Source organism: Alcanivorax sediminis (genome assembly GCF_009601165.1).
Taxonomy (GTDB): Bacteria; Pseudomonadota; Gammaproteobacteria; order Pseudomonadales; family Alcanivoracaceae; genus Alcanivorax; species Alcanivorax sediminis.
In genome coordinates this window covers 149,354-170,482 of the sequence record NZ_WIRE01000001.1, presented here as the reverse complement: position 1 = coordinate 170,482, position 21,129 = coordinate 149,354, and the positions used below count along the sequence as shown (strand labels likewise).

Below are 21,129 nucleotides of genomic sequence, written 5' to 3'. Positions count from 1 at the left end.
CGCGCGGGTTGGGGTGGTCGGGCAAAGTGAGGTGCTGGGCCGCGCTTACCGGGTTGGTGGGTAGTTCCAGGGGGCAGATAGCTGCGACAGCAAGTCAGAAACTCGTTGCTCGCACCTCGTAACTGCCATAAACAAGAGGCCGCACCTGGTGTCCAGGTGCGGCCTCTTTGCGTTCAGTCAACACTGGCGCGTTACGCGCACTGTTCACTTTTCACGGTTAATTGTTAACTGAATTTTCTTCAATCATCTCATCGCTCTTGCCTTCCAGATCCGGCGCATAGAGGTTCAGGGTTTCAGTGGGGGACAGCCACTGATTCACTGAAGCCAGATCCCCTTGTTGCAGGTCACCGGTGCTGGATTTCAGAGTCAGGGAATCCACGATGTAATCGTAACGGGCGTTGGAGTAATCACGCTCGGCGGCGAACAGGGCACGCTGGGCGTTGAGCACATCGACCACGTTACGGGTGCCCACCTCGTAGCCGGACTGGGTGGCGTCCAGCGCGGAACGGGTAGAGCGGATGGCCTGTTCGCGGGCCTTGATGCGCAGGGCGTCGGCTTCCACGGTGCGGTAGGCATTTCGGGTTTGCTGCACCGCATTGCGCAGGGTCTGGTCATACTGGTAGCTGGCCGCATCGGCACGCAGGTACGCTTCCTTGCGGCGGCTGTTCAGTCCACCGCCCTGAAACAGAGGCATGCTCACTTCGATACCGATCTGACGGTTCTGGGTGTCATACAGTGAAGAGTTGTTGCCTGCCAGGGTCGGGTCTTCGTCCGGAGACAGGTGGGTGTGCTGATACTGGGCGATGAATTGAACCTGCGGCATCATGGTGCCGAGCTGGCGCTTGGCCGTGTTCTCGGTCAGCTCGGTGTTATAGCGAGCGGCGCGGACCTGGGGGTTCTCCGAGGTGGCCTTCTCGATCCAGTCGTTCATGTTGGCAGGCTGCGGGCCTTCCATGGGCAGGTCGTCCTGCAATTCCGAAAGTGTTTCCCACTGCTGGCCGGTCAGCGTTTCCAGCTGGTCGCGGGCGATTTCGTATTGCTGGCGCGCCACGATCAGGTTGACCTGGGTCAGGTCATAGGTGGCTTGCGCTTCTTCTACGTCAGTGGCCGGTACCAGGCCCACGTCGAAACGTTCCTGGGTCTGCTCAAGCTGGCGGCGGATAGCTTTCTCTTCGGCCTTGGCTGACACCCAGGTATCCCAGGCCCGGAGAACACCAAAGTAACCCTGGGCCACGCGCAGCACGAAATCCTGGCGGGCCTGTTCAAAATTGGCGTGGGCAATATCGGTGCTGGACTTGGCTTCCTTGTAGCCGTACCAGGCGTCAACGCGAAACAGTGGCTGGGCCAGGGTGAAGGTGCTCACCTCGCTGCCGTAGTTCTGGTCCAGGTTGATATCTTCGATTTCGCGCTCGTTATCGTAGACGCCGTAGCTGGCAGAGACGGTCGGAAAGAGGGCTGCGCGGCCTTGAACCAGCAGCTGCTGGTCTGCGCTCCAGTTGGTGCGGGCAGCGCGCCAGGTGCCGTCATAGCTCCAGGCGGCGTTGGCCACATCGACCAGGTCGGCGGCGTTTACTGAGCTGGCCAGGGCGGTCAGCATGAGGACAAGGGTCTTGCTGGGGCTGCGCTTCATTCTGGGGCACTCTTTCCTGTCTAGTCAGCCAATTATTGTACCGGCTGGTTTATAAATTGATAGTGGCTTTTCCGGCCCGGTAAGGCGGTTGTTTGGCCAATGGGCGCTGGCGTATAGTGTCCGCCATTCCTCTCCGTACCTAATATATCTGGAGGCCGACGTGCCAGACGATCAGCGCCCCATCGCGGCTACTGCCATTGATGAATCCTGCCAGCCCATTGCCGGCTCCCGCAAAATCCATGTTATTGGCTCCCGTGAGGATATCCGGGTGCCCATGCGCGAGATCCGCCAGGATCCGACACCGCTGGCGGACGGGAAGTTCGAGGATAACCCGCCGGTGACGGTTTACGATACTTCCGGGCCCTATACTGACCCGGATGTGCAAATTGATGTCCGCAAAGGCTTGGCGCCAATTCGTCTGAACTGGATTCAGGAAAGAGATGATACCGAGGAACTGCCCGGTCTGACCAGTGAATATGGTCGAAAGCGGGCTGTGGACGTGAAAGTTGCCGGATTGCGCTTTGAGCATGTGCGTACTCCGCTGCGCGCCAAAGCGGGCAAGAATGTTTCCCAGATGCACTATGCCCGCCAGGGCATCATCACTCCGGAAATGGAGTTCGTGGCGATCCGTGAAAACCAGCGTCTGCAAGAGCAGCGTGATTCCGGTCTGTCAGCCAGCCAGCACCCCGGACAAAACTTCGGCGCGGCGATTCCTCCGGAAATCACCCCCGAGTTTGTCCGTGATGAGGTGGCCCGTGGTCGTGCTGTGATCCCGGCGAACATCAACCATCCGGAAATTGAGCCGATGATCATCGGCCGCAACTTCCTCACCAAGATCAACGCCAATATCGGTAACTCTGCAGTGACGTCTTCCATCGAGGAAGAAGTGTCCAAGATGACCTGGGCGACCCGCTGGGGTGGCGATACGGTGATGGACCTGTCCACCGGCGACAATATTCACGAGACCCGTGAGTGGATCCTGCGCAACTCCCCGGTACCGATCGGTACCGTGCCTATCTATCAGGCGCTGGAGAAAGTGAACGGTATTGCCGAAGACCTGACCTGGGAGATTTTCCGCGACACGCTGATCGAGCAGGCGGAGCAGGGTGTGAGTTACTTCACCATCCATGCTGGCGTGCTGTTGCGCTATGTGCCCATGACCGCCAACCGCGTCACCGGCATTGTGTCCCGTGGTGGCTCGATCATGGCCAAGTGGTGCCTGGCGCACCACAAAGAGAACTTCCTCTACACCCATTTTGAAGACATCTGCGAGATCATGAAGGCCTACGATGTGACCTTCAGTCTCGGCGATGGTCTGCGTCCCGGCTCCATTGCCGATGCCAACGACGAAGCCCAGTTCAGCGAGCTGCGCACTCTGGGTGAGCTCACCAAGATCGCCTGGAAGCACGACGTACAGGTAATGATCGAGGGGCCCGGCCATGTGCCCATGCACATGATCAAGGCCAACATGGATGAGCAGCTGGAGCACTGTGGTGAAGCGCCGTTCTATACGCTTGGTCCGCTGACTCTGGATATCTCGCCGGGGTATGACCATATTTCCAGCGCCATTGGTGCGGCCATGATCGGCTGGTATGGCACGGCCATGCTTTGCTACGTGACCCCGAAGGAGCACCTGGGGCTGCCGAATCGGGAAGACGTGAAGGAAGGCATTATTGCCTACAAGATTGCTGCCCACGCGGCGGATCTGGCCAAGGGGCATCCTGGCGCACAGATTCGTGACAACGCCCTTTCCAAGGCGCGTTTCGAATTCCGCTGGGAAGATCAGTTCAATCTGGGTCTGGATCCGGATCGTGCCCGCCAGTTCCACGATGAGACGCTGCCGAAGCAGGCGCACAAGGTGGCGCATTTCTGCTCCATGTGTGGTCCGAAGTTCTGCTCCATGAAAATCAGCCAGGAAGTCCGCGAAACCTACGGGGACGGCAAGGCCCAGGTGCAGCAGGCTGACGCCGAAGCCGGCATGGAAGAAAAGTCACGGGAATTCCGCGAGCAGGGCAGTGCCCTGTATCACAAAGCCAATGACTGATATCGAGCCGCGCTTCAGCCAGGATGATGTGGAAATCCTGGAGCGGGAAACCCCGTTCCAGGGTTTCTTCCGCGTCGATGCCCTGACCCTGCGCCACCGCCAGTATGAAGGTGGCTGGGGCAAGCCCATTCGCCGTGAGCTGTTTGTTCGCCCCAGGGCTGCGGCAGTGCTGCCCTACGATCCGGTGCGTGGCGAAATCCTGCTGGTAGAGCAGTTTCGTGTCGGTGCGCTGGAGTGGCGAGCCTCACCGTGGTGTCTGGAGTTGATTGCCGGCCTGGCGGACAAGGAAGGAGAAAGCGCGGAAGATCTCATCCGTCGTGAAGCCGTGGAAGAAGGGGGGCTGACGCTGGGTGCCATGGAAACCGTGGCGCAGTATATGCCCAGCCCGGGTGGCACCGATGAGCGTCTGCATGTATTCGTCGGGCAGGCGGATCTGGAAGGCGCCGGCGGTATCTTCGGTTGTCCCGAGGAGGGCGAGGATATTCGCGCCCTGACGGTACCGGTGGAACAGATTCCGGCGCTGCTGGAATCCGGACTGGTGGATAATGCGGCCAGCCTGATTGCCCTGCAGTGGTTGCTACTGCATCGTGCTGAACTGGATGCCCGCTGGGGACAGTCGTGACCCGGCGAGGGCGTTATCGTCTGGATTTTCGCGCATTGATGACCCAGTGCGAGGAGAACTATGCGCGCATGATGCCGCTCATGAAGGCGCTGGGTGATAACGACAGCCTGGCGGTGGAGCTGGGGCATGAGCATCATCCGCACACGCTCCACCTGCGGGTGCTGGAGCGCTCCCCCTACACGACGACGGTTCGCCTGGAAGACCAGGAGTTGCTGGCGGTGCTGCCTGCCTCGCGGTTAACTGTACGGCTATATCATGATGCCCGGTTGGCAGAAGTCACCGAGGCGCGCCCTTTCCGGCGGGTCAGTGCCCGTTATTCCTACCCCAACCGCCATATGCATCAGCGTGACGAGAAAGCCCAATGGAACCGTTTTTTGGCGGAGTGGCTGCGTCATGTGCACGACCATGGTCGTGATGCTGGCCAGACATGGCGCCAGCAGGTCTCCGGTGACTGACACGGATTGCGCCGCTGAGCAACCACTGACGGTATCAATTGTGGAGAATTGGTAACCATTTCAGGGTCTGAGATTTGTTGCCTAGTAAAGTGACATCATCTTGGTTATAAGAATAATGTATAGGTCGTAAAAACGGCCTGACGGCGTAACGGGGACGCCAGGGAGGGTTGGCCTCCCCTGTATAGGGAACACAAGAGTATGGTCACGGGAGTGGGGATTTGACGCAGCAGTTGCAGCCCCTTCGAATTGTGCAGTTATCAGACTGCCACTTGTTTGCCGACGTTAGCGGCAAGCTGTTGGGCCTTAATACCCAGTTCAGCCTCGACAAGGTACTTGAGCTCATTCGCAAGGAGCAGCCGAATCCGGATCTGATTCTGGCTACCGGGGATTTGTCCCAGGATGCTTCCTTCGAATCTTATCAGCGACTGGATGATGCCCTGAGCACCTTCCAGGTGCCGGTATACTGGCTCGAAGGCAATCACGACAAGCCAGCGCCCATGCTGGAGGCGTTGCACGCCCAGCGCGATCGCATGAGTCCCTGCGTGTTGGAGCAGGACGCGTGGACCATTGTCATGCTGGATTCCACCATTCCCGGCGAAGTGCCCGGCGAGTTGTTTGACGAAGATCTCAAGTTTCTGGATAACGCCCTGCGCAATGCCAAAGGCGAGCATGTGATGGTTTGCCTGCACCATCATCCGGTGCCCATGGATTGTGCCTGGCTGGATACCCAGCTGGTGGGGAGCGCCGACAAGTTCTTCGATGTGATCGACCGGCATACCCGCGTGCGTGCCATCATCTGGGGGCATGTGCACCAGGAATATGACAGCGAGCGGAACGGAGTGCGTCTTCTGGCGGTGCCCAGTACCTGCGTGCAGTTCAAGCCCGGCAGCGAAGATTTTGCCGTGGACGACACCAACCCCGGTTACCGCTGGCTGGATCTTTACCCTGACGGCAGTATCGACACCGGCGTCAGCCGCGTGGAAGGCATTACCTTTGAAGTGGATTTCAGCGTCAAGGGCTACTGAAAGGCAGTTAATAGTTAACAGTGAACAGTTAAGAGCGTCGCGTTAGCGCGGTATGTGATCTGCAAGGATAGAGGCCGCGCCCAGAGGTTGGGCGCGGCCTCATGCCTTTAAAAACAAGGGAAAAACCGGATAAAGCTTGACAGGGTGTGCCGGTCGGGCAGCCTTGTTCACTGTTCACTGTTCACTGTTCACTGTTCACTGTTCACTGTTCACTGTTCACTGTTCACTGTTCACTGTTCACTGTTCACTGTTGCGGATGCGATCTCATGGCGCCAGAAACCTCCCTCATCTACATCCACGGCTTCAACAGTTCCCCCGCGTCCCACAAGGCGGGTCTGCTTCGTGACGTGTTTGAGCGAGCCGGTTGTGCGGAACGTTTGATCACGCCTGCGTTGCCGCCCTCGCCGCGGCAGGCCATGGCGGAACTGGACGCGGCCATTGCATCGGCCGGGCCGGTGGCCTTGCTGGGTTCGTCACTGGGCGGTTTCTATGCCACCTGGCTGGCGGAGCACCATGATCTCAAGGCGGTGGTGGTGAATCCTGCCGTTCGCCCCTGGCTACTACTGGACAAATACACAGGTATCCAGCATAACTATCACACCGGTGAGGCCTGGGAGTTTGATCCCGCCTGGATCGATGTGCTGAAACGCTATGAAGTGCCTGCCATCAGCAAGCCTGAAAACCTGCTGCTGCTGACCCAGACCGGGGATGAAACCCTGAACTGGGAGGATGGCTGGGACTACTATGGCGACTGCCACCGCTATTGCGGCTTGGGTGGAAGCCACGGCTTTGATAACTTTGACGCCTTCATACCGCTGATACTGCGGTTTTGTGGCCTGGAAATACATGCTGGGGGCGAGACGCCGAACGCCTGACGTACCGAGTTTGCGTCTGGCGTCGGGCATCATCCGTCCGGCGCTTTTGAGAATTTTATGACCAATAATTATACGTCCGAAAATATTGAAGTTTTGTCGGGCCTGGAGCCGGTGCGCAAACGCCCCGGCATGTACACCGATACCACCCGCCCCAACCACCTTGCCCAGGAAGTAATCGACAACTCTGTCGATGAAGCCCTGGCCGGGCACGCCAAGACCATCAAGGTCGTCCTGTTCAAGGATGGCGGTGTGGAAGTGGAAGATGATGGCCGCGGCATGCCGGTGGACATGCATCCCGTACAGAAAAAACCGGGCGTGGAAGTGATCCTCTCCACCCTTCATGCCGGCGGCAAATTCTCCAACAACAACTACCAGTTCAGTGGTGGTCTGCACGGGGTGGGTGTGTCCGTGGTGAACGCCCTCTCCACCAAGCTGGAAGTGCTGGTGAAGCGCGATGGCCAGCTGCATCGCATCGAGTTCGGTGACGGCGAAAAACGCAGTGAGCTGGAGGTGGTGGACACGGTGGGCAAGCGCAACACCGGCACGATCCTGCGCTTCTGGCCTGATCCCTCCTACTTCGACTCGCCGAAAATTTCGGTTTCACGCCTGAAGCATCTGTTGCGCGCCAAGGCGGTGCTGTGTCCCGGCCTGAAAGTGATCCTGGAAAACCAGCTCAATGGCGAAACCGAAACCTGGCAGTTTGAAGACGGCCTGATCGAGTACCTCCTGGAATCGTCCACTGGCTGGGAGCGTGTGCCCGAAGAGCCGTTCAATGGCGCCATGAGTGCCGAGACCGAAGCGGTGGACTGGGCGGTGATGTGGTTGCCTGAAGGCGGCGAGCTGGTGCAGGAATCCTATGTGAACCTGATCCCCACGGCCCAGGGGGGGACCCACGTGAACGGACTGCGTTCCGGGCTGCTGGACGCCATGCGCGAGTTCTGTGAATTCCGTAACCTGCTACCCCGTGGCGTGAAGCTGTCACCGGAGGATATCTGGGACCGCGCTGCCTATGTACTCAGCGTGAAAATGCAGGACCCTCAATTTGCCGGGCAGACCAAGGAACGCCTCAGTTCCCGTCAGACGGCGGCGTTTGTGTCCGGGGTAGTGAAAGATGCGTTTTCGTTGTGGCTGAATCAGCACACCGATGAAGCGGAAAAGCTGGCGGACCTGTGCATCAACAATGCCCAGAAACGTCTGCGTGCCGCCAAGAAAGTCACCCGGAAAAAAGTCACTAGTGGTCCGGCGCTGCCCGGCAAACTGGCAGACTGCACCAGCGATGATCCCGCCCAGAGTGAAATCTTTCTGGTGGAAGGGGATTCGGCCGGGGGCTCCGCCAAGCAGGCGCGCGAGCGGGTTTTCCAGGCGATCATGCCGTTGCGCGGCAAGATCATGAATACCTGGGAGGTGGATTCCAACGAAGTGCTGGGCAGTCAGGAAATTCATGACATCGCCGTGGCGTTGGGTATTGAGCCGGGTTCCGATGATCTGAGCGGCTTGCGTTACGGCAAGGTGTGCATCCTTGCCGATGCGGACTCCGACGGTTTGCACATCGCCACGCTGATTTGCGCCCTGTTCCTGCGACATTTCCCGGCCCTGGTAAAACACGGCCATGTGTTTGTGGCCATGCCGCCGCTGTACCGAATCGATGTGGGCAAGGATGTCTATTACGCCCTCGACAAGGATGAGCGCGATGGCGTGCTGGATCGTATCAAGGCCGAGAAAAAACGCGGCAAGGTCAACGTTACCCGCTTCAAGGGGCTAGGTGAAATGAACCCGCTCCAGTTGCGTGAAACCACCATGGCACCGGATACCCGCCGCCTGGTTCGCCTGTCGATCAGTAGCGACGATGAGACCCATCAGCTGATGGATATGCTGCTCAGCAAGAAGCGTGCGTCTGATCGCAAGGTGTGGCTGGAAGAGAAAGGGAATCTGGCAGAGATATAACCGCGAAACGTTTGACTCCGGGCACCGGGCATTAACCGCCTGGCGCCGGCTGCGAGGTCGAAGTTTTAAAAAAATTACGGAAATAAACTGGGCATTTGATGGTAGGCGCCAAGGCTTGCGGATCCACTCCGGCCAAGCGTCCAGCGTCAGGCATCAGGCGTCCAGCATAAGAGCTAGCGAGTCCCTATGGCTGATGAATTTGAAAGTTTTCCCTTAAGGGAATACACCGAAAAAGCGTACCTGGATTATTCCATGTACGTGATTCTCGACCGGGCGTTGCCGAATATCGGTGACGGTCTCAAGCCGGTACAGCGGCGTATTGTTTACGCCATGAGCGAGCTGGGCCTCAAGGCCACCGCCAAGTACAAGAAGTCTGCCCGTACGGTGGGTGACGTGCTGGGTAAGTACCACCCCCATGGTGACTCCGCCTGTTATGAGGCCATGGTGTTGATGGCGCAGCCGTTCAGTTACCGCTATCCGCTGGTGGATGGCCAGGGTAACTGGGGTAGCTCGGATGATCCCAAGTCCTTTGCGGCCATGCGTTACACCGAATCCAAACTGGCGCCCTATGCGGAAGTACTGTTGTCCGAGCTTGGCCAGGGCACGGTGGAGTGGGTACCGAACTTCGACGGCACCATGGACGAGCCCAAGTTGCTGCCGGCCCGGTTGCCCAATGTGCTGCTCAATGGCACCACCGGTATTGCGGTGGGGATGAGTACGGATATTCCGCCGCACAACCTGCGTGAAGTGGCCAATGCCTGTATTCATCTGCTGAAAGATCCCGGTGCTTCGCTGGATGATCTGATGCAGTACATTCAGGGGCCGGACTTCCCCACGGAAGCCGAAGTGATTACGCCGCAGAACGACATCATTCGCATGTATGCCGAGGGCAAGGGCTCTTTGAAGCAGCGCGCGGTGTATGAGCGTGAAGACGGCGATATCGTGGTAACGGCACTGCCTTACCAGGTGTCTGGTGCCAAGGTGCTGGAGCAGATCGCCGACCAGATGAACAAGAAGAAGCTGCCCATGGTCAGCGATCTTCGCGATGAATCTGATCACGAGAATCCCACGCGCCTGGTGATCACCCCTCGCTCCAATCGGGTGGATGTGGAACAGCTGATGAGTCACCTGTTCGCCACCACAGATCTGGAAAAGAATTACCGGGTTAACCTGAACATGATCGGCATTGATGGCCGGCCGCAGGTGAAGAGCCTGGATACCATTCTCAATGAATGGCTGCAGTTCCGCATGGTTACTGTGCGCCGCCGTCTTCAGCACCGTCTGGACAAGGTGCTGGATCGACTGCATATCCTCGAAGGTCTGTTGGTCGCCTTCCTGAATATTGATGAAGTCATTCATATCATCCGTACCGAAGATGCGCCCAAGCCTGTGCTGATGGAGCGCTTCGGTATTACCGACATTCAGGCAGAAGCCATCCTTGAACTGAAATTGCGCCACCTGGCCAAGCTTGAGGAAGTGAAGATTCGTGGCGAGCAGGACGAGCTCAACGAAGAGCGCGAAAAGCTGGAAGCCACGCTGGGCTCCACCGCCAAGATGAAGAATCTGGTGGCCAGAGAGCTCAAGGAAGACGCAGAAAAATATGGCGATGACCGTCGTTCCCCGCTGGTTGAGCGAGATGCCGCTTCTGCGCTGGATGAGACGGATCTGGTCAGCGCTGATCCGGTTACCGTTGTGCTTTCCGAGAAAGGATGGGTGCGTGCGGCAAAAGGACACGATGTGGATGTGGAGGGCCTCAGCTACAAGGCGGGTGACAAGTACAAAGCGTCGGCCAGGGGTAAATCCAACCAGCCGGTGTGCTTCCTCGACAGCACGGGGCGCAGCTACTCGCTACCAGCCCATACGCTGCCCAGCGCCCGTGGTCAGGGAGAGCCGCTGTCTGGCAGGGTGAGTCCGCCCTCCGGAGCCAGCTTTGTGGCGGCAGTGATGGGCAAAGACAAGGATGCCTACCTGATGAGCACCGATGCGGGCTACGGGTTTGTAGTGCGCTACGCCGATATGCTGGCCAACAAGAAGGCCGGCAAGACGGTGCTGAGTGTGCCCAAGGGTGGCCGGGTGTTGGCGCCCAAGCCCATTGCCAGCACCAGCGATGACCTGATCGCGCTGGTCTCCAATGAAGGGCGACTGCTGGTATTCCCGGTGAAGGAATTGCCGGAAATGATGCGCGGCAAGGGCAACAAGATGATGTCGGTGCCGTCCGCCCGAGTGCAGAGCCGGGAAGAGTTTGTTCAGGATGTGCAGGTGGTGGGTCCGCAGGACTCGCTGACGATTTACGCTGGCAAACGCCACCTGACGCTCAAGCCTGCTGATCTGGAACACTACTACGGTGAGCGTGGGCGCCGCGGTGCCAAATTGCCACGGGGATTCCAGAACGTGGACAGCATGGCCGTGGAACGCAAGGACGGTGAGTAAGGGCATGCCGGCCTGAACGGGCCGGCTTGTCTGGTTGGAATGCAGGTCGCCTGGGGCGAGAGGGAAGGGAATGGTCAGGGGTATCACTACAGTCTTGTTGTTGCTGGTCAACACTCTGGTGCTGATCGGTCCGATGATGATCGTGGCCTTGCTCAAGCTGTTCCCGGGAGTGGTCTGGCGTCGCTTGTGTTCGCGGTGGGTAATGTGGATTGCCGAAACCTGGGCCGAAATCTGCAAAGCCATCTTTGCGCTGATGACACCTACCCGTTGGGACATTCGTGGTGTGGAGAGTTTGCGCCAGGACACGTCGTACCTGGTGGTCAGCAATCACCAGTCCTGGGTGGATATTCCTGCGTTGGTGGAAACCTTTAATCGCAAGACCCCCTATTTCAAATTCTTCCTCAAGAAAGAGCTGATCTGGGTGCCCTTTTTGGGTCTGGCGTTCTGGGCGCTGGATTACCCGTTCATGAAGCGCTACAGCAAGGCGGTGCTGGACAAGCATCCCGAGCTCAAAGGCAAGGACCTGGAAATCACCCGTCGTGCCTGCGAGAAATTCCAGGGCATCCCGGTGACGGTGGTCAACTTTCTGGAGGGCACCCGTTTCACTGCGGCCAAGCAACAGGCTCAACAATCCCCGTACCGGCACCTGCTTAAACCCAAGGCGGGCGGGGTGGCCTTTGTGATGGCTGCACTGGGAGACAACCTGGATGCGTTGCTGGATGTGACGATCGTCTATCCGGAGGGCAAGCCGCCGGGATTCTGGGCGCTGCTCTGTGGCAGGGTGAGCCGAGTGGTAGTGGACGTGCAGACTCGCCCGCTGAATCCGGCCCTGTGGCGCAGTGATTACCAGGAAGATCCGGCGTTTCGCAGAGAGGTGCAGCAGTGGGTCAGCGATCTCTGGGACGAAAAGGACCAGAGGATCACCGACCTGCAGCAGGAGCAGGGCTGATCAGAAGCCCAGCGACAGGGCCAGGTAGGGGCCGCCCATATCCAGGTCGGTAGTCAACCTGCTCACGTTATCCAGATTCAGATTGATCTGGCTGTAACCGACTTCCACGCCGAGCAGAAAGTCTGAACGCCAGCCCACTCGCACATTGTAGTCGTTCATGGTCGAGCCGTTGTATTTGATGCCGTTGAGTTCGCCGCCCACATAGGCCCCGGTGCCGGGAATCTCCAGGCGCGCGGCGCCATGGAGCATGGGTAGCATTTCATCAATATCCAGCCGGGCGTCAGAAATAATGCTGTTCAGGCGCACGAAGCCATCAATCTGGCGAAGGGTCATGCCCACATCCAGTTTCAATGTGCTGTCGATGGGGGTGTAGTAGAGGGTGCCCTCCAGCATCTCCAGCTCCAGTTCACTGTCGACGCGGGTGCTGGCCACGTAGACCTGGTCGTCGAACACGAAGCTGCGTTGCAGACGATTACTCGCGGATTCATACAGATCGAAATAGCGAACCCGGGCATTGGGAATCAGCGGCACGGGATGTTCGATGCCCAGCCAGATGACGCTCTGGTCGGCCTTGCCCATGCCCAGGTCCTGTTCCACATCGATACTGGCGCCGCCGGAGGAGACGGTGCCGTTGAAGTCGGTATTCCAGTTATAGCCACCGCCATAGATGGATAAGCCGGGTGCGGCCTGAAGGGTGGCGCTGGCTAGCAAAGTGCAGGTGGCAAGCAGGGTTCTTTTCATGATGTATCCCGGGACAGAGACTGTGCCCTGCAGTGTAACGCAGCAAGTGCTTTAGGCGCCAAGCACGCTGTGTTTCTGTTAAACTGGCCACAGAATTTCACCCTTGGGTGTTCACCCCACGGAGTCAGACAGCCCCATGTTTCTCGATGAAATGCCAGGAAAATTCCGCTATCCGGCCCCGGAGGATGGGGAAGATGAAGCCCTGCTCGGTGATATCCAGCGCAAGGGCTGGCATCACTTCGCCGTCAGTGGTGGCGATGGCCAACCCGGCTACACCTTCAGTGTGGGGCACTTCCTCAACCTGAACCACCCGGAGTTGATCGTGGTGGGCCTGAAGGACGCCCTGGCCAGCCGTTTGCTGGACAGTGCCGCTGTTCGCATTCGGGGTTTGAACAAACCCTATCAGCCTTATCGTCTTTACAACGATATTGCCGATGGTCTCGAGGTGATGTTCCTGCCCGTGGCGTTCCCCCACTACAACGAATATCTGGGGTTCGCCAACTGGTTCTACCAGAGTCTGCCAGCCCCCTATCCGGCCTTGCAGATGGTCTGGCCGGACCCCAAGGGCGTTTTCCCCTGGCAGCCCGGTTACGATGCCCGTTTTCGCCGTGCGCAGCCATTACTGGGGCCGCCGCCGGCAACGCCCCTGACCCGAACCTAGGGTGGGCCCCGTCCCCCTGTTTGATTAGCCAAGTTACCGATTGAGCGAGAGACACCATGAGCTCCCTTCAGGAACAATTGATGAAAGCCGGCCTGGCTGACAAGAAGAAAGCACGCAAGGCCAAGCAGCAGAAGCGCGAAGAGGTCAACAAGGCCAAGCGTGGCGAGATTGAACTGGAAGATCCCGCTGAGCGCGCGCGTCGTTTGCGCGAGGAAAAGGCAGAAGCGGATCGTCAGCTGGAAGCCCAGCGCAAGGCCGAGCGAGAAAAGAAGGAAATTGCTGCGCAGATCAAGCAAATGATCGAGCAGAGCCGTCTCGATCGCAGCCATGGCGATGTGGCTTACCAGTTTGTGCAGGACAAGAAGATCAAGAAAGCCTGGGTCACCGCCAAGCAGCAACAGTTGCTGGAGCGTGGGCAGGTCGCCATCGTGGCGCTGGGCGACAGCTATGAGCTGGTACCCACTGTGGTGGCGGAAAAAATCCACCAGCGCGACGAGCAGGTGATACTGCTGCTCAATGAGCGCGGCAATCAGGGTGTAGACGAGGATGATCCCTACAAGGATTTCCCGATCCCTGATGACCTGATGTGGTAGAGAGCGATGCTGCACGCATCCCGCAACATGCAACACGCTAAAGAATGGCTGGCTGAGTACGCTGACCGTCTCGAGCGCGAATCTGGCCGGGGTAAAAACTGGCCATCACTATCTGGTAACAGGCATTGATATGACGGCATCTTCCTCTTTGACGCTGGGGCGTCGCTACTCGCTGGAAGTGATTCGCGCGGTGCGCAATGGCCTGTTGCTGGACGGTGGCAGTCTGGGTGATGTGTTGTTGCCGAGCCGCGAAGCCGGCGATTTGGCGCCAGGTGACAGTGTGTTGGTGACACTCTATAACGATGGCCAGGGCAGCATCATGGCGTCGGTGAAGGCACCCAAGGTGCAGCGTGGTGAAGTGGCTACCCTGGGTGTGGTCTCTACCAGCAAACTGGGTGCTTTTCTGGATTGGGGTATGCCCAAGGATTTGCTGCTGCCGTTTGCCGAGCAGACCGGGCCTCTGCGTCCCGGGGGGCGAGCTCTGGTGATCGTGACCACCGATCGTGAAGGTCGTCTGTTGGCCAGTGCCAAGCTGGACCGGTTCATGAAAGATACCTGCGATGAGTTTCAGCAGGGTGATGAAGTGTCACTGATCGCGGCCCGGGAAACGGATCTGGGCTGGAAAATGGTGGTGAATAATCGCTACTGGGGCATGATTGCCCGTCAGGAACTGCGTGCACCGCTCAAGCATGGTCAACGAGTCACAGGCTATGTGCAGCGGCTGCGTGAGGATGGCAAGCTCAGCCTGTCGCTGAATCCTCCTGGTGCGGCCAAAAGTGATGCGCTGAGTGAGCAGATTGTTGCCGCGCTGGAGCAGTCTGGCGGCGAGTTGCCGTTGGGAGACAAGAGTGCCCCGGAGGCCATCTTCGCCACGTTCCGTTGCAGCAAGAATGCCTTCAAACAGGCCATCGGTGGCCTCTACAAGGCACGCAAGATCGTGATTGAAAAGGACCGCATTCGTCTGGTCTGACCCCTTCTTTTTTCATGCCCTGATTGCCAGGCATGGGAGCGTCGCCACGGAGGGCGCATGCTGTTAACGCTGTATCTGATTGGAATTACCGCGGAAGCCATGACCGGTGCGCTGGCGGCAGGCCGGCTGAAGATGGACCTGTTTGGCGTCGTGATGATCGCCACGGTGACGGCCTTTGGTGGCGGCTCTGTGCGTGACATCCTGCTTGGCCACTATCCCCTTACCTGGGTTGCCCATCCGGAATACCTTTTGCTCACCACGCTGGCGGCGTTGATAACCACCTGGATTGCGCCTTTCATGTCCCGTCTTCGCTACCTGTTTCTGGTGCTGGATGCACTTGGCCTGATGGCCTTTACCGTTATCGGGGCAAAGATCGCCATAGGCATGGGGCTGGGTGCGCCCATCGCGGCATTGGCAGGGTTGATCACTGGTATGTTCGGCGGGGTGATTCGCGATCTGCTGTGCAACCGGGTGCCGTTGGTATTCCAGAAAGAACTGTATGCGGTGGTGTCGCTCGGCGCGGCGGCGCTCTATCTGGTGTTGTTGCATTTCATGGTGCCGGACTGGTTGGCGGTGCCGATCACCGTGCTGAGTGGCTTTACCGTGAGGCTGCTGGCATTGCGGTTTGAGTGGCATTTGCCACGCTTCGAATACAATGTGCCGGGTGACTGACTGAGGATGCTGGATACCTGGGGCCACACCGTCTGGCGTCAGGCCATTGCCGCGCCGGCGCGTGTGCTGATTTTTAACGAATATGGATTATCTACAGGGAGAGAATATGAACAAGGTGATGACGATCGTGATGAGTGCCGCACTGGGTGTGGCTATCTGTGGCCAGGCTCAGGCGTTTGATTTCAGGAAGCTGACAGACACGGCCAACAGTGCCATGGACAGCGCGTCGAAAAAAGCAGACGAAGGCATTGATAAGGCCAGCCAGACCATGGACAGCGGTGTGACGGTGAGAGGCGAGGCACAAGCCCTGGTGGACAGCCTGTCCACGGATCTGGGCGTTAGCCAGCAGCAAGCGGCCGGCGGAGCCGGAGCCTTGCTGGCCATGGCACAGAACAATCTGTCTGCCGATCAGTTCAGCGGCATTTTGTCCAAGGTCCCTGGGCTGGATTCGCTGCTGGGCGGTGAAGGTGGCGGCATGGCGAGCAGCATGCTCGGCAACATCTCCAGCCTGGAAGGTGTTACCAAAGCGTTTGGCGCCCTTGGCCTGAGCCCGGACATGATCAGCCAGTTTGCCCCCAAGATCCTCGGTTTTCTCGGTGGTGAAGGCGTGGCCGGCACCGTGCTGGACAGCCTCGGTGGCCTGTGGGGCGTCAGCTCACCGGCAGAGTAATTCCGGGTGTAGGGCGCTACTGTCTGACACCAAAATCCAAACACTAGATCTTGCTGACTCGATCCCGGTGCAGACGTTGATCTGCGCCGGGGCTGCGAGGTCTGTCGCGTCAGGCATCCGGCGTCCGGCATCTGGCATCCATTAACCCGAATTGAATCCGAACGAGCGTTTGCTTTATTGTTGCCATCAATCAATGTAACAGTTGGCGGGTGGTCTGACTTGGTCTGAAACCCGCTTGCCGTGTGCCTTTCAGAGGATGGTGAGCCGCAATGACAACCGCAACGATTCATCAGTATGTACCGAAAACAGCCCCTGCTACAGGCGAAAGACCGGAAGTACCGATTCGCCATATGGACTTCCAGTTCGACGCCAGGGAACTGGACGATACCTTCTTCCGCAACACCGAACTGGCCAGCGCCTATTTCGAGGCCCTGTCTATCTTCCTGACCTATGGCGAAGATCTGGTAATTGATACCGCCCGTTATCACCGTCAATTCGTCAAGGATCCGGAACTGAAGCGTCTGGTGACCGCCCTGATTGGTCAGGAAGCGATTCATTCCAAGATGCACAACGAGTTCAACGACGTGCTGGCGAAGCATCGTTACCCGGTGAACTTCTATCGCTTCCTGGCGGACCGGGTCTTCGAGCTGGGTTTCAAGAAATTGTCCAACCGCATGCAGCTGTCGCTGATGGCGGGCATCGAGCATTTCACTGCGGTGCTGGCGGAATACATGATGAAGCACGAAGACATCTTCTATGAATCCCACGACGAGAAGCAGCGTGCCCTGTGGATGTGGCACATGCTGGAAGAGTCAGAGCACAAGGATATTGCCTACGATGTGTTCCAGGAATTGTCCGGTGACTACGGCCTGCGCATGCGTGGTTTCGCGCTGGCGGCATTCACCATTTTCTTCCTGGTGCCGCTGGGGGGCTCCTTGATTCCGGTCTTTCGCAAGCCCTCCAATCTGTTGCGCCCGAGCTACTGGAAGGATGTGAGACGGAGTCTGGCCGTGTTGGCCGGGCCCAGAGAAGGCGTGTTCGGCAGCACCATCAAGCACACCCTGGATTACCTGCGTCGTGATTTTCATCCCAGTGATCACGATACCAGCGCTTACCTGGAGTACTACAAGGAGAAGCTGCTGCACCCGGAAACCGGTCTGCTGACGCCTTATATGACCAAGGAATTTATTCCGGGCAAACGCGCCTGAACCTGAATAGGTAGAAAGTGATGCTGAATATTCTCAAATTTCGTTCCAACAAGGCGAGCTACAACGGCTATGCCGTGGTCACGGGGGCGGGCAGTGGCATTGGCCGCAGTTTTGCACTGGAACTGGCCAGGCGTAACAGCGCTGTCGTGTGTGCCGACCTGAAACTGGAAAGCGCCGAAGAAACGGTGGCCCTGATTGAAAAAGCCGGCGGCACCGCCTTTGCGGTGTCTTGCGATGTGGGCAAGGCAGAGCAGGTTGAGTCGCTGGCAGACCAGGCGGAAAAGCTGCTGGGTAACCCGGTGACGTTGGTGATCAATAATGCCGGCGTGGGTATCGGTGGCAAGTTTGAAGAGTTGAGCCTGGAAGACTGGAAGTGGGCAATGGACGTGAACCTGTGGGGTGTGGTCCATGGTTGTCATTACTTTGTGCCCGGCTTCAAGAAGCAGGGGCGAGGCGCGATCATTAATGTGGCCTCTGCCGCCTCTTACACTGCGGCTCCGGAAATGAGCGCCTACAACGTGACCAAGGCCGGTGTGCGAGCCTTGTCTGAAACGCTCTATGCCGAGCTGAAGAGAGACAACATCAAGGTCAATGTGCTGTGCCCGACCCTGGTGCCCACCAACATCATCAAGGACGGCCGTATTCCGGACCGTTACTCGAAGCTGGCTGACCATGCGCTAATGAACTACGCCATGACGACTAGCGACTCGGTGGCCGAGCTGACCCTGAACCGTCTCGATAAGGGGGAGCTGTACACCACCCCGCAAGTGGACGCGAAATTGTTCTGGATGATGAAGCGTGTATCGCCAAACCTGTATGCCGACTTCCTTGGCTTTTCCTACCGGTTTGTGAAGTGAGCCCTCAGCGGGGCATGAAACGTATTGAGGTTTTTTCTTATGGCAGCTGCAAAAAAGAACAAGGCGACTGAGCCGAGAATTTACGACAGTTTTATCGTCGGGGCAGGCATTTCCGGTATTTGTGCCGCCTACAAAATGAAGAAGGAAGGCTACCACGATTTCAGAATCATCGAGAAAGCCCACCGTGTCGGCGGAACCTGGCGTGAGAATACCTATCCGGGATGCGGCTGTGATGTACCGTCCTCCCTGTATTCCTTCTCTTTTGCGCCGAGCAGCAAGTGGAGCCACCTGTTTGCCCGACAGCCGGAAATCCTGGCGTACCTGGAAGAGGTCAGCAAGGAGTTTGGGATTGAGGAGCTGATCGAGTTCGGCACCGAACTCGACAACGCCCAGTGGGATGAGTCGCGCCATGTGTGGGTGCTGGATATTACCTCTAATGGCAAGACCTCCCAGACACTGGCACGTACCGTGGTCTTTGCTACTGGCCCCATCACAGAAGCCCAGATTCCCAATTTGCCGGGGCTGGAAAGTTTCAAGGGTGAGATGTTTCACTCCGCCAAGTGGAATCATGACTATGACCTCGCCGGCAAGCGTGTGGCGGTCATCGGCACCGGTGCCTCTGCGATTCAGTTTGTGCCGCAGATTCAGCCGAAGGTGAAAGAGCTGCACGTGTTCCAGCGCACCGCGCCCTGGGTGCTGCCCAAGCCGGATATGAACCTGGGCGACACCAGCAAGCAGGTGATCGACAAACTGCCGATCATCCAGAAGACCTGGCGAAAAGCCGTGGCCCAGTCCCTGAACGTGATCAACTTCGGCTTGCGTAATCCTGTGGCACTGAAGCCGGTGAGTTCGGCTGCCAAACAATTGCTGCGGGTTCAGGTGAAAGACAAGGCTCTGCGCAAGGCAGTCACGCCGGACTTTACCCTCGGCTGCAAGCGCATCCTGTTTGCCAACAATTACTATCCGGCCCTGCAGGCGAGCAATGCCAACCTGATTCCGCATGGTCTTGTGGAAGTCGATGGCAACACGGTCATTGCTGCCAACGGCGAACGACACGAAGTGGATGTGATCATCTGGGGTACCGGTTTTGAAGTTTCTCACCCGCCTATCGGCCGCAAAGTGATCAATGCCAATGGCGAGCGCCTGTCTGATTTGTGGAAAGACACCTCGCCTGAAGCCTATCTGGGCGCCACCATGAAAGATGTGCCCAATGCCTTCCTGGTATTGGGGCCCAATGTGCTGGTGTATGACTCCTTTATCGGGCTTGCTGAAGCCCAGCTGGATTACATCATCGATGGCCTGAAGAAGATCAAGGCCGAGGGGATTTCACGTCTCACCATTAATCCCGGTGTGCTGCAGCGTCACAATGAAAAAGTACAGAAGCACCTGAAGGGGACGGTCTTCAACAGCGGGGGCTGCAAGAGCTACTACCTGGATCAGAACGGCCGCAACTTCGCTGCCTGGCCCTGGTCGCTGGCGGAGCTCAAGAAGCGCCTGAGTGACTTTGCGCTGCCGGATTACGATGTGCAGTACGGCGTGAAGGAAAAACAGAACGCGGCATAAAAGCAGAAGCGAGCTAGAAGCTTCAAGCTACAACGCGAGCCGAAATCGGGTCGCGGGTACGGCCCTGCAACATCATCGGGCTTTATCCTCGTCCTGTTGCTTGCAGCTTGAAGCTCATCTTTATTCCCAGCCCGCCAACACCAGCTTGCCAATGGTGCTACCTTCTTCCAGCCGCTTGTGGGCGGCTTTCAGATTGGTCGCGTTGATGGCGCCGATGCCTTCGCTGAGGGTGGTCTGGATGGTGCCAGCGTCCACCAGCCCGGCAAGCTGCTTGAGGATGTCCCCCTGGCGCTGCATGTCCTGTGCGAACATGGCGCGGGTAAACATGAACTCCCAGCTGAAACGGGCGCTCTTGGGCTTGAGCGGGTTCAGGTCCAGCGGACCGCGGGCATCGACGATGGCGCAGATGCTCCCCAGCGGAGCAATGGCCTGGCAGGCGGCTTGCCAGTAGTCGTCCAGATTCTGGGTGATGAAGATGCCATCCACCTGGGGGACCCCCAGAGCTTCCAGCTGCGGTACCAGCGGCTGGCGATAGTCCACCAACGCATGGGCTCCCATGGCTTCACACCAGTTGGCAGAGGTTTCCCGGCCAGCAGTGGCAATGACTCGCAAGCCAAAGTGCCGCGCCGCCAGCTGAATGGCGATGGAGCCGACGCCTCCGGCGCCACCAATCACCAACAGGGTTTTGCCCTCGCACTGACCGGGAGAAAAGCCCAGTTGATCTTCCAGTGCTTCCCAGGCGGTTAATGCGGTCAGCGGTAGCGCGGCCGCTTCCTGCATTCCCAGGCTGTTGGGTTTGAGTGCGACCAGACGTTCGTCCACGCACTGATGTTCGGCGTTGCTGCCCTGACGCTGCACGGCACCGGCATACCAGACTCGATCCCCTGCCTGGAAGCCCTTGACCTCACTGCCAACGGCTTCGACCACGCCCGCGGCGTCAAAGCCGAGCACACGATAACCGGGCTGATCCAGCGGCCGCTGGCGCAACTTGGTATCGATGGGGTTCACGGAGACCGCTTGTACCGACACCAGTAGATCACGGGGGCCTGGGGAAGGGAGATCCAGCTGGATATCTTCCAGCGCATGAACGTCATCAATGGCGCGCGGTTGATTGAACCCGATGGCTTTCATCATTTCTCCCGATGGTTCGTTGTATCTTTGTTGCGATGGACAGTATGGGGCGCTAATTGGCTCATACTGAAGGGCAGACTATGCCACAG

General features: G+C 58.2%; 19 protein-coding genes. 16 read left to right on the top strand and 3 right to left on the bottom strand.

Translation table 11 applies throughout. The annotated features are described in order from the left end of the window. Positions 1-217 precede the first annotated feature (217 nt). On the bottom strand, positions 218-1,630 hold the full coding sequence (locus GFN93_RS00740) for a TolC family outer membrane protein (RefSeq protein WP_153498542.1): 1,413 nt from the start codon (positions 1,628-1,630) through the stop codon (positions 218-220). 160 nt (positions 1,631-1,790) lie between these two features. Here GFN93_RS00740 and thiC point away from each other — a divergent pair, with 160 nt between their 5' ends. The 8 genes from thiC to GFN93_RS00700 all read left to right on the top strand — a co-directional run bounded on the left by thiC (position 1,791) and on the right by GFN93_RS00700 (position 11,974). Continuing rightward, positions 1,791-3,674: a phosphomethylpyrimidine synthase ThiC gene (gene thiC / locus GFN93_RS00735; RefSeq protein ID WP_328594080.1), complete on the top strand. Its 1,884-nt coding sequence runs from the start codon at positions 1,791-1,793 to the stop codon at positions 3,672-3,674. Further along, entirely contained in the window at positions 3,667-4,296 is a 630-nt protein-coding gene (locus GFN93_RS00730; protein WP_153498541.1) for an NUDIX domain-containing protein, read from the top strand. Before thiC ends, GFN93_RS00730 begins: the two co-directional genes overlap by 8 nt. Continuing rightward, positions 4,293-4,751: a DUF1249 domain-containing protein gene (locus tag GFN93_RS00725; RefSeq protein ID WP_328594078.1), complete on the top strand. Its 459-nt coding sequence runs from the start codon at positions 4,293-4,295 to the stop codon at positions 4,749-4,751. Before GFN93_RS00730 ends, GFN93_RS00725 begins: the two co-directional genes overlap by 4 nt. Positions 4,752-4,969: 218 nt before the next feature. After that, the gene (gene cpdA, locus GFN93_RS00720; protein ID WP_153498540.1) at positions 4,970-5,776 is read left to right on the top strand and encodes a 3',5'-cyclic-AMP phosphodiesterase; all 807 of its coding nucleotides are present in this window, start codon (positions 4,970-4,972) and stop codon (positions 5,774-5,776) included. Positions 5,777-6,042: 266 nt separating this feature from the next. Beyond that, positions 6,043-6,651, top strand: coding sequence for a YqiA/YcfP family alpha/beta fold hydrolase (locus GFN93_RS00715; RefSeq protein ID WP_153498539.1), 609 nt, complete (start codon positions 6,043-6,045; stop codon positions 6,649-6,651). A gap of 57 nt (positions 6,652-6,708) precedes the next feature. Continuing rightward, positions 6,709-8,595 carry a DNA topoisomerase IV subunit B gene (gene parE, locus GFN93_RS00710; protein WP_153498538.1) on the top strand — a complete coding sequence of 629 codons (1,887 nt, stop codon included), beginning with the start codon at positions 6,709-6,711 and terminating at the stop codon, positions 8,593-8,595. A 186-nt stretch (positions 8,596-8,781) separates the two neighbouring features. Continuing rightward, complete coding sequence (gene parC / locus GFN93_RS00705; protein WP_153498537.1) at positions 8,782-11,025, top strand: DNA topoisomerase IV subunit A; 2,244 nt, start codon at positions 8,782-8,784, stop codon at positions 11,023-11,025. Between the two features lie 70 nt (positions 11,026-11,095). Further along, positions 11,096-11,974 carry an acyltransferase gene (locus GFN93_RS00700; protein ID WP_153498536.1) on the top strand — a complete coding sequence of 293 codons (879 nt, stop codon included), beginning with the start codon at positions 11,096-11,098 and terminating at the stop codon, positions 11,972-11,974. On the opposite strand, the gene GFN93_RS00695 is transcribed toward GFN93_RS00700, so the two are convergent. Beyond that, positions 11,975-12,715 (bottom strand): TIGR04219 family outer membrane beta-barrel protein, encoded by a 741-nt coding sequence (locus tag GFN93_RS00695; protein WP_153498535.1) that lies wholly within the window; start codon positions 12,713-12,715, stop codon positions 11,975-11,977. Positions 12,716-12,851: 136 nt separating this feature from the next. Here GFN93_RS00695 and GFN93_RS00690 point away from each other — a divergent pair, with 136 nt between their 5' ends. The 8 genes from GFN93_RS00690 to GFN93_RS00655 all read left to right on the top strand — a co-directional run bounded on the left by GFN93_RS00690 (position 12,852) and on the right by GFN93_RS00655 (position 19,909). Beyond that, the gene (locus tag GFN93_RS00690) at positions 12,852-13,376 is read left to right on the top strand and encodes a DUF4262 domain-containing protein (protein WP_153498534.1); all 525 of its coding nucleotides are present in this window, start codon (positions 12,852-12,854) and stop codon (positions 13,374-13,376) included. 56 nt (positions 13,377-13,432) lie between these two features. After that, on the top strand, positions 13,433-13,969 hold the full coding sequence (locus GFN93_RS00685) for a DUF2058 domain-containing protein (RefSeq protein WP_153498533.1): 537 nt from the start codon (positions 13,433-13,435) through the stop codon (positions 13,967-13,969). Positions 13,970-14,099: 130 nt separating this feature from the next. Next, on the top strand, positions 14,100-14,939 hold the full coding sequence (locus GFN93_RS00680) for a CvfB family protein (RefSeq protein WP_153498532.1): 840 nt from the start codon (positions 14,100-14,102) through the stop codon (positions 14,937-14,939). A gap of 57 nt (positions 14,940-14,996) precedes the next feature. Then, complete coding sequence (locus GFN93_RS00675; RefSeq protein WP_153498531.1) at positions 14,997-15,611, top strand: trimeric intracellular cation channel family protein; 615 nt, start codon at positions 14,997-14,999, stop codon at positions 15,609-15,611. Between the two features lie 106 nt (positions 15,612-15,717). Continuing rightward, on the top strand, positions 15,718-16,281 hold the full coding sequence (locus GFN93_RS00670) for a DUF2780 domain-containing protein (RefSeq protein WP_153498530.1): 564 nt from the start codon (positions 15,718-15,720) through the stop codon (positions 16,279-16,281). 269 nt (positions 16,282-16,550) lie between these two features. Further along, the gene (locus GFN93_RS00665; RefSeq protein WP_153498529.1) at positions 16,551-17,489 is read left to right on the top strand and encodes a metal-dependent hydrolase; all 939 of its coding nucleotides are present in this window, start codon (positions 16,551-16,553) and stop codon (positions 17,487-17,489) included. A 20-nt stretch (positions 17,490-17,509) separates the two neighbouring features. After that, positions 17,510-18,346 (top strand): SDR family NAD(P)-dependent oxidoreductase, encoded by an 837-nt coding sequence (locus tag GFN93_RS00660; protein WP_153498528.1) that lies wholly within the window; start codon positions 17,510-17,512, stop codon positions 18,344-18,346. A 39-nt stretch (positions 18,347-18,385) separates the two neighbouring features. Beyond that, complete coding sequence (locus GFN93_RS00655; protein WP_153498527.1) at positions 18,386-19,909, top strand: flavin-containing monooxygenase; 1,524 nt, start codon at positions 18,386-18,388, stop codon at positions 19,907-19,909. Positions 19,910-20,029: 120 nt separating this feature from the next. Here the strand turns inward: GFN93_RS00655 and GFN93_RS00650 are convergent, their stop codons facing one another. Then, on the bottom strand, positions 20,030-21,040 hold the full coding sequence (locus tag GFN93_RS00650; RefSeq protein ID WP_153498526.1) for a zinc-binding alcohol dehydrogenase family protein: 1,011 nt from the start codon (positions 21,038-21,040) through the stop codon (positions 20,030-20,032). Between the last annotated feature and the right edge of the window lie 89 nt (positions 21,041-21,129).

Bases quoted from the DNA above. Each gene is read 5' to 3' on its own strand.
- GFN93_RS00700 (WP_153498536.1), top strand. From the start codon at position 11,096: ATGGTCAGGGGTATCACTACAGTCTTGTTGTTGCTGGTCAACACTCTG.
- GFN93_RS00730 (WP_153498541.1), top strand. From the start codon at position 3,667: ATGACTGATATCGAGCCGCGCTTCAGCCAGGATGATGTGGAAATCCTG.
- GFN93_RS00685 (WP_153498533.1), top strand. From the start codon at position 13,433: ATGAGCTCCCTTCAGGAACAATTGATGAAAGCCGGCCTGGCTGACAAG.
- GFN93_RS00650 (WP_153498526.1), bottom strand. From the start codon at position 21,040: ATGAAAGCCATCGGGTTCAATCAACCGCGCGCCATTGATGACGTTCAT.
- GFN93_RS00715 (WP_153498539.1), top strand. From the start codon at position 6,043: ATGGCGCCAGAAACCTCCCTCATCTACATCCACGGCTTCAACAGTTCC.
- GFN93_RS00655 (WP_153498527.1), top strand. From the start codon at position 18,386: ATGGCAGCTGCAAAAAAGAACAAGGCGACTGAGCCGAGAATTTACGAC.
- parC (WP_153498537.1), top strand. From the start codon at position 8,782: ATGGCTGATGAATTTGAAAGTTTTCCCTTAAGGGAATACACCGAAAAA.
- GFN93_RS00680 (WP_153498532.1), top strand. From the start codon at position 14,100: ATGACGGCATCTTCCTCTTTGACGCTGGGGCGTCGCTACTCGCTGGAA.
- GFN93_RS00660 (WP_153498528.1), top strand. From the start codon at position 17,510: ATGCTGAATATTCTCAAATTTCGTTCCAACAAGGCGAGCTACAACGGC.
- GFN93_RS00690 (WP_153498534.1), top strand. From the start codon at position 12,852: ATGTTTCTCGATGAAATGCCAGGAAAATTCCGCTATCCGGCCCCGGAG.
- GFN93_RS00675 (WP_153498531.1), top strand. From the start codon at position 14,997: ATGCTGTTAACGCTGTATCTGATTGGAATTACCGCGGAAGCCATGACC.
- GFN93_RS00695 (WP_153498535.1), bottom strand. From the start codon at position 12,715: ATGAAAAGAACCCTGCTTGCCACCTGCACTTTGCTAGCCAGCGCCACC.
- GFN93_RS00665 (WP_153498529.1), top strand. From the start codon at position 16,551: ATGACAACCGCAACGATTCATCAGTATGTACCGAAAACAGCCCCTGCT.
- parE (WP_153498538.1), top strand. From the start codon at position 6,709: ATGACCAATAATTATACGTCCGAAAATATTGAAGTTTTGTCGGGCCTG.
- GFN93_RS00740 (WP_153498542.1), bottom strand. From the start codon at position 1,630: ATGAAGCGCAGCCCCAGCAAGACCCTTGTCCTCATGCTGACCGCCCTG.
- GFN93_RS00670 (WP_153498530.1), top strand. From the start codon at position 15,718: ATGAACAAGGTGATGACGATCGTGATGAGTGCCGCACTGGGTGTGGCT.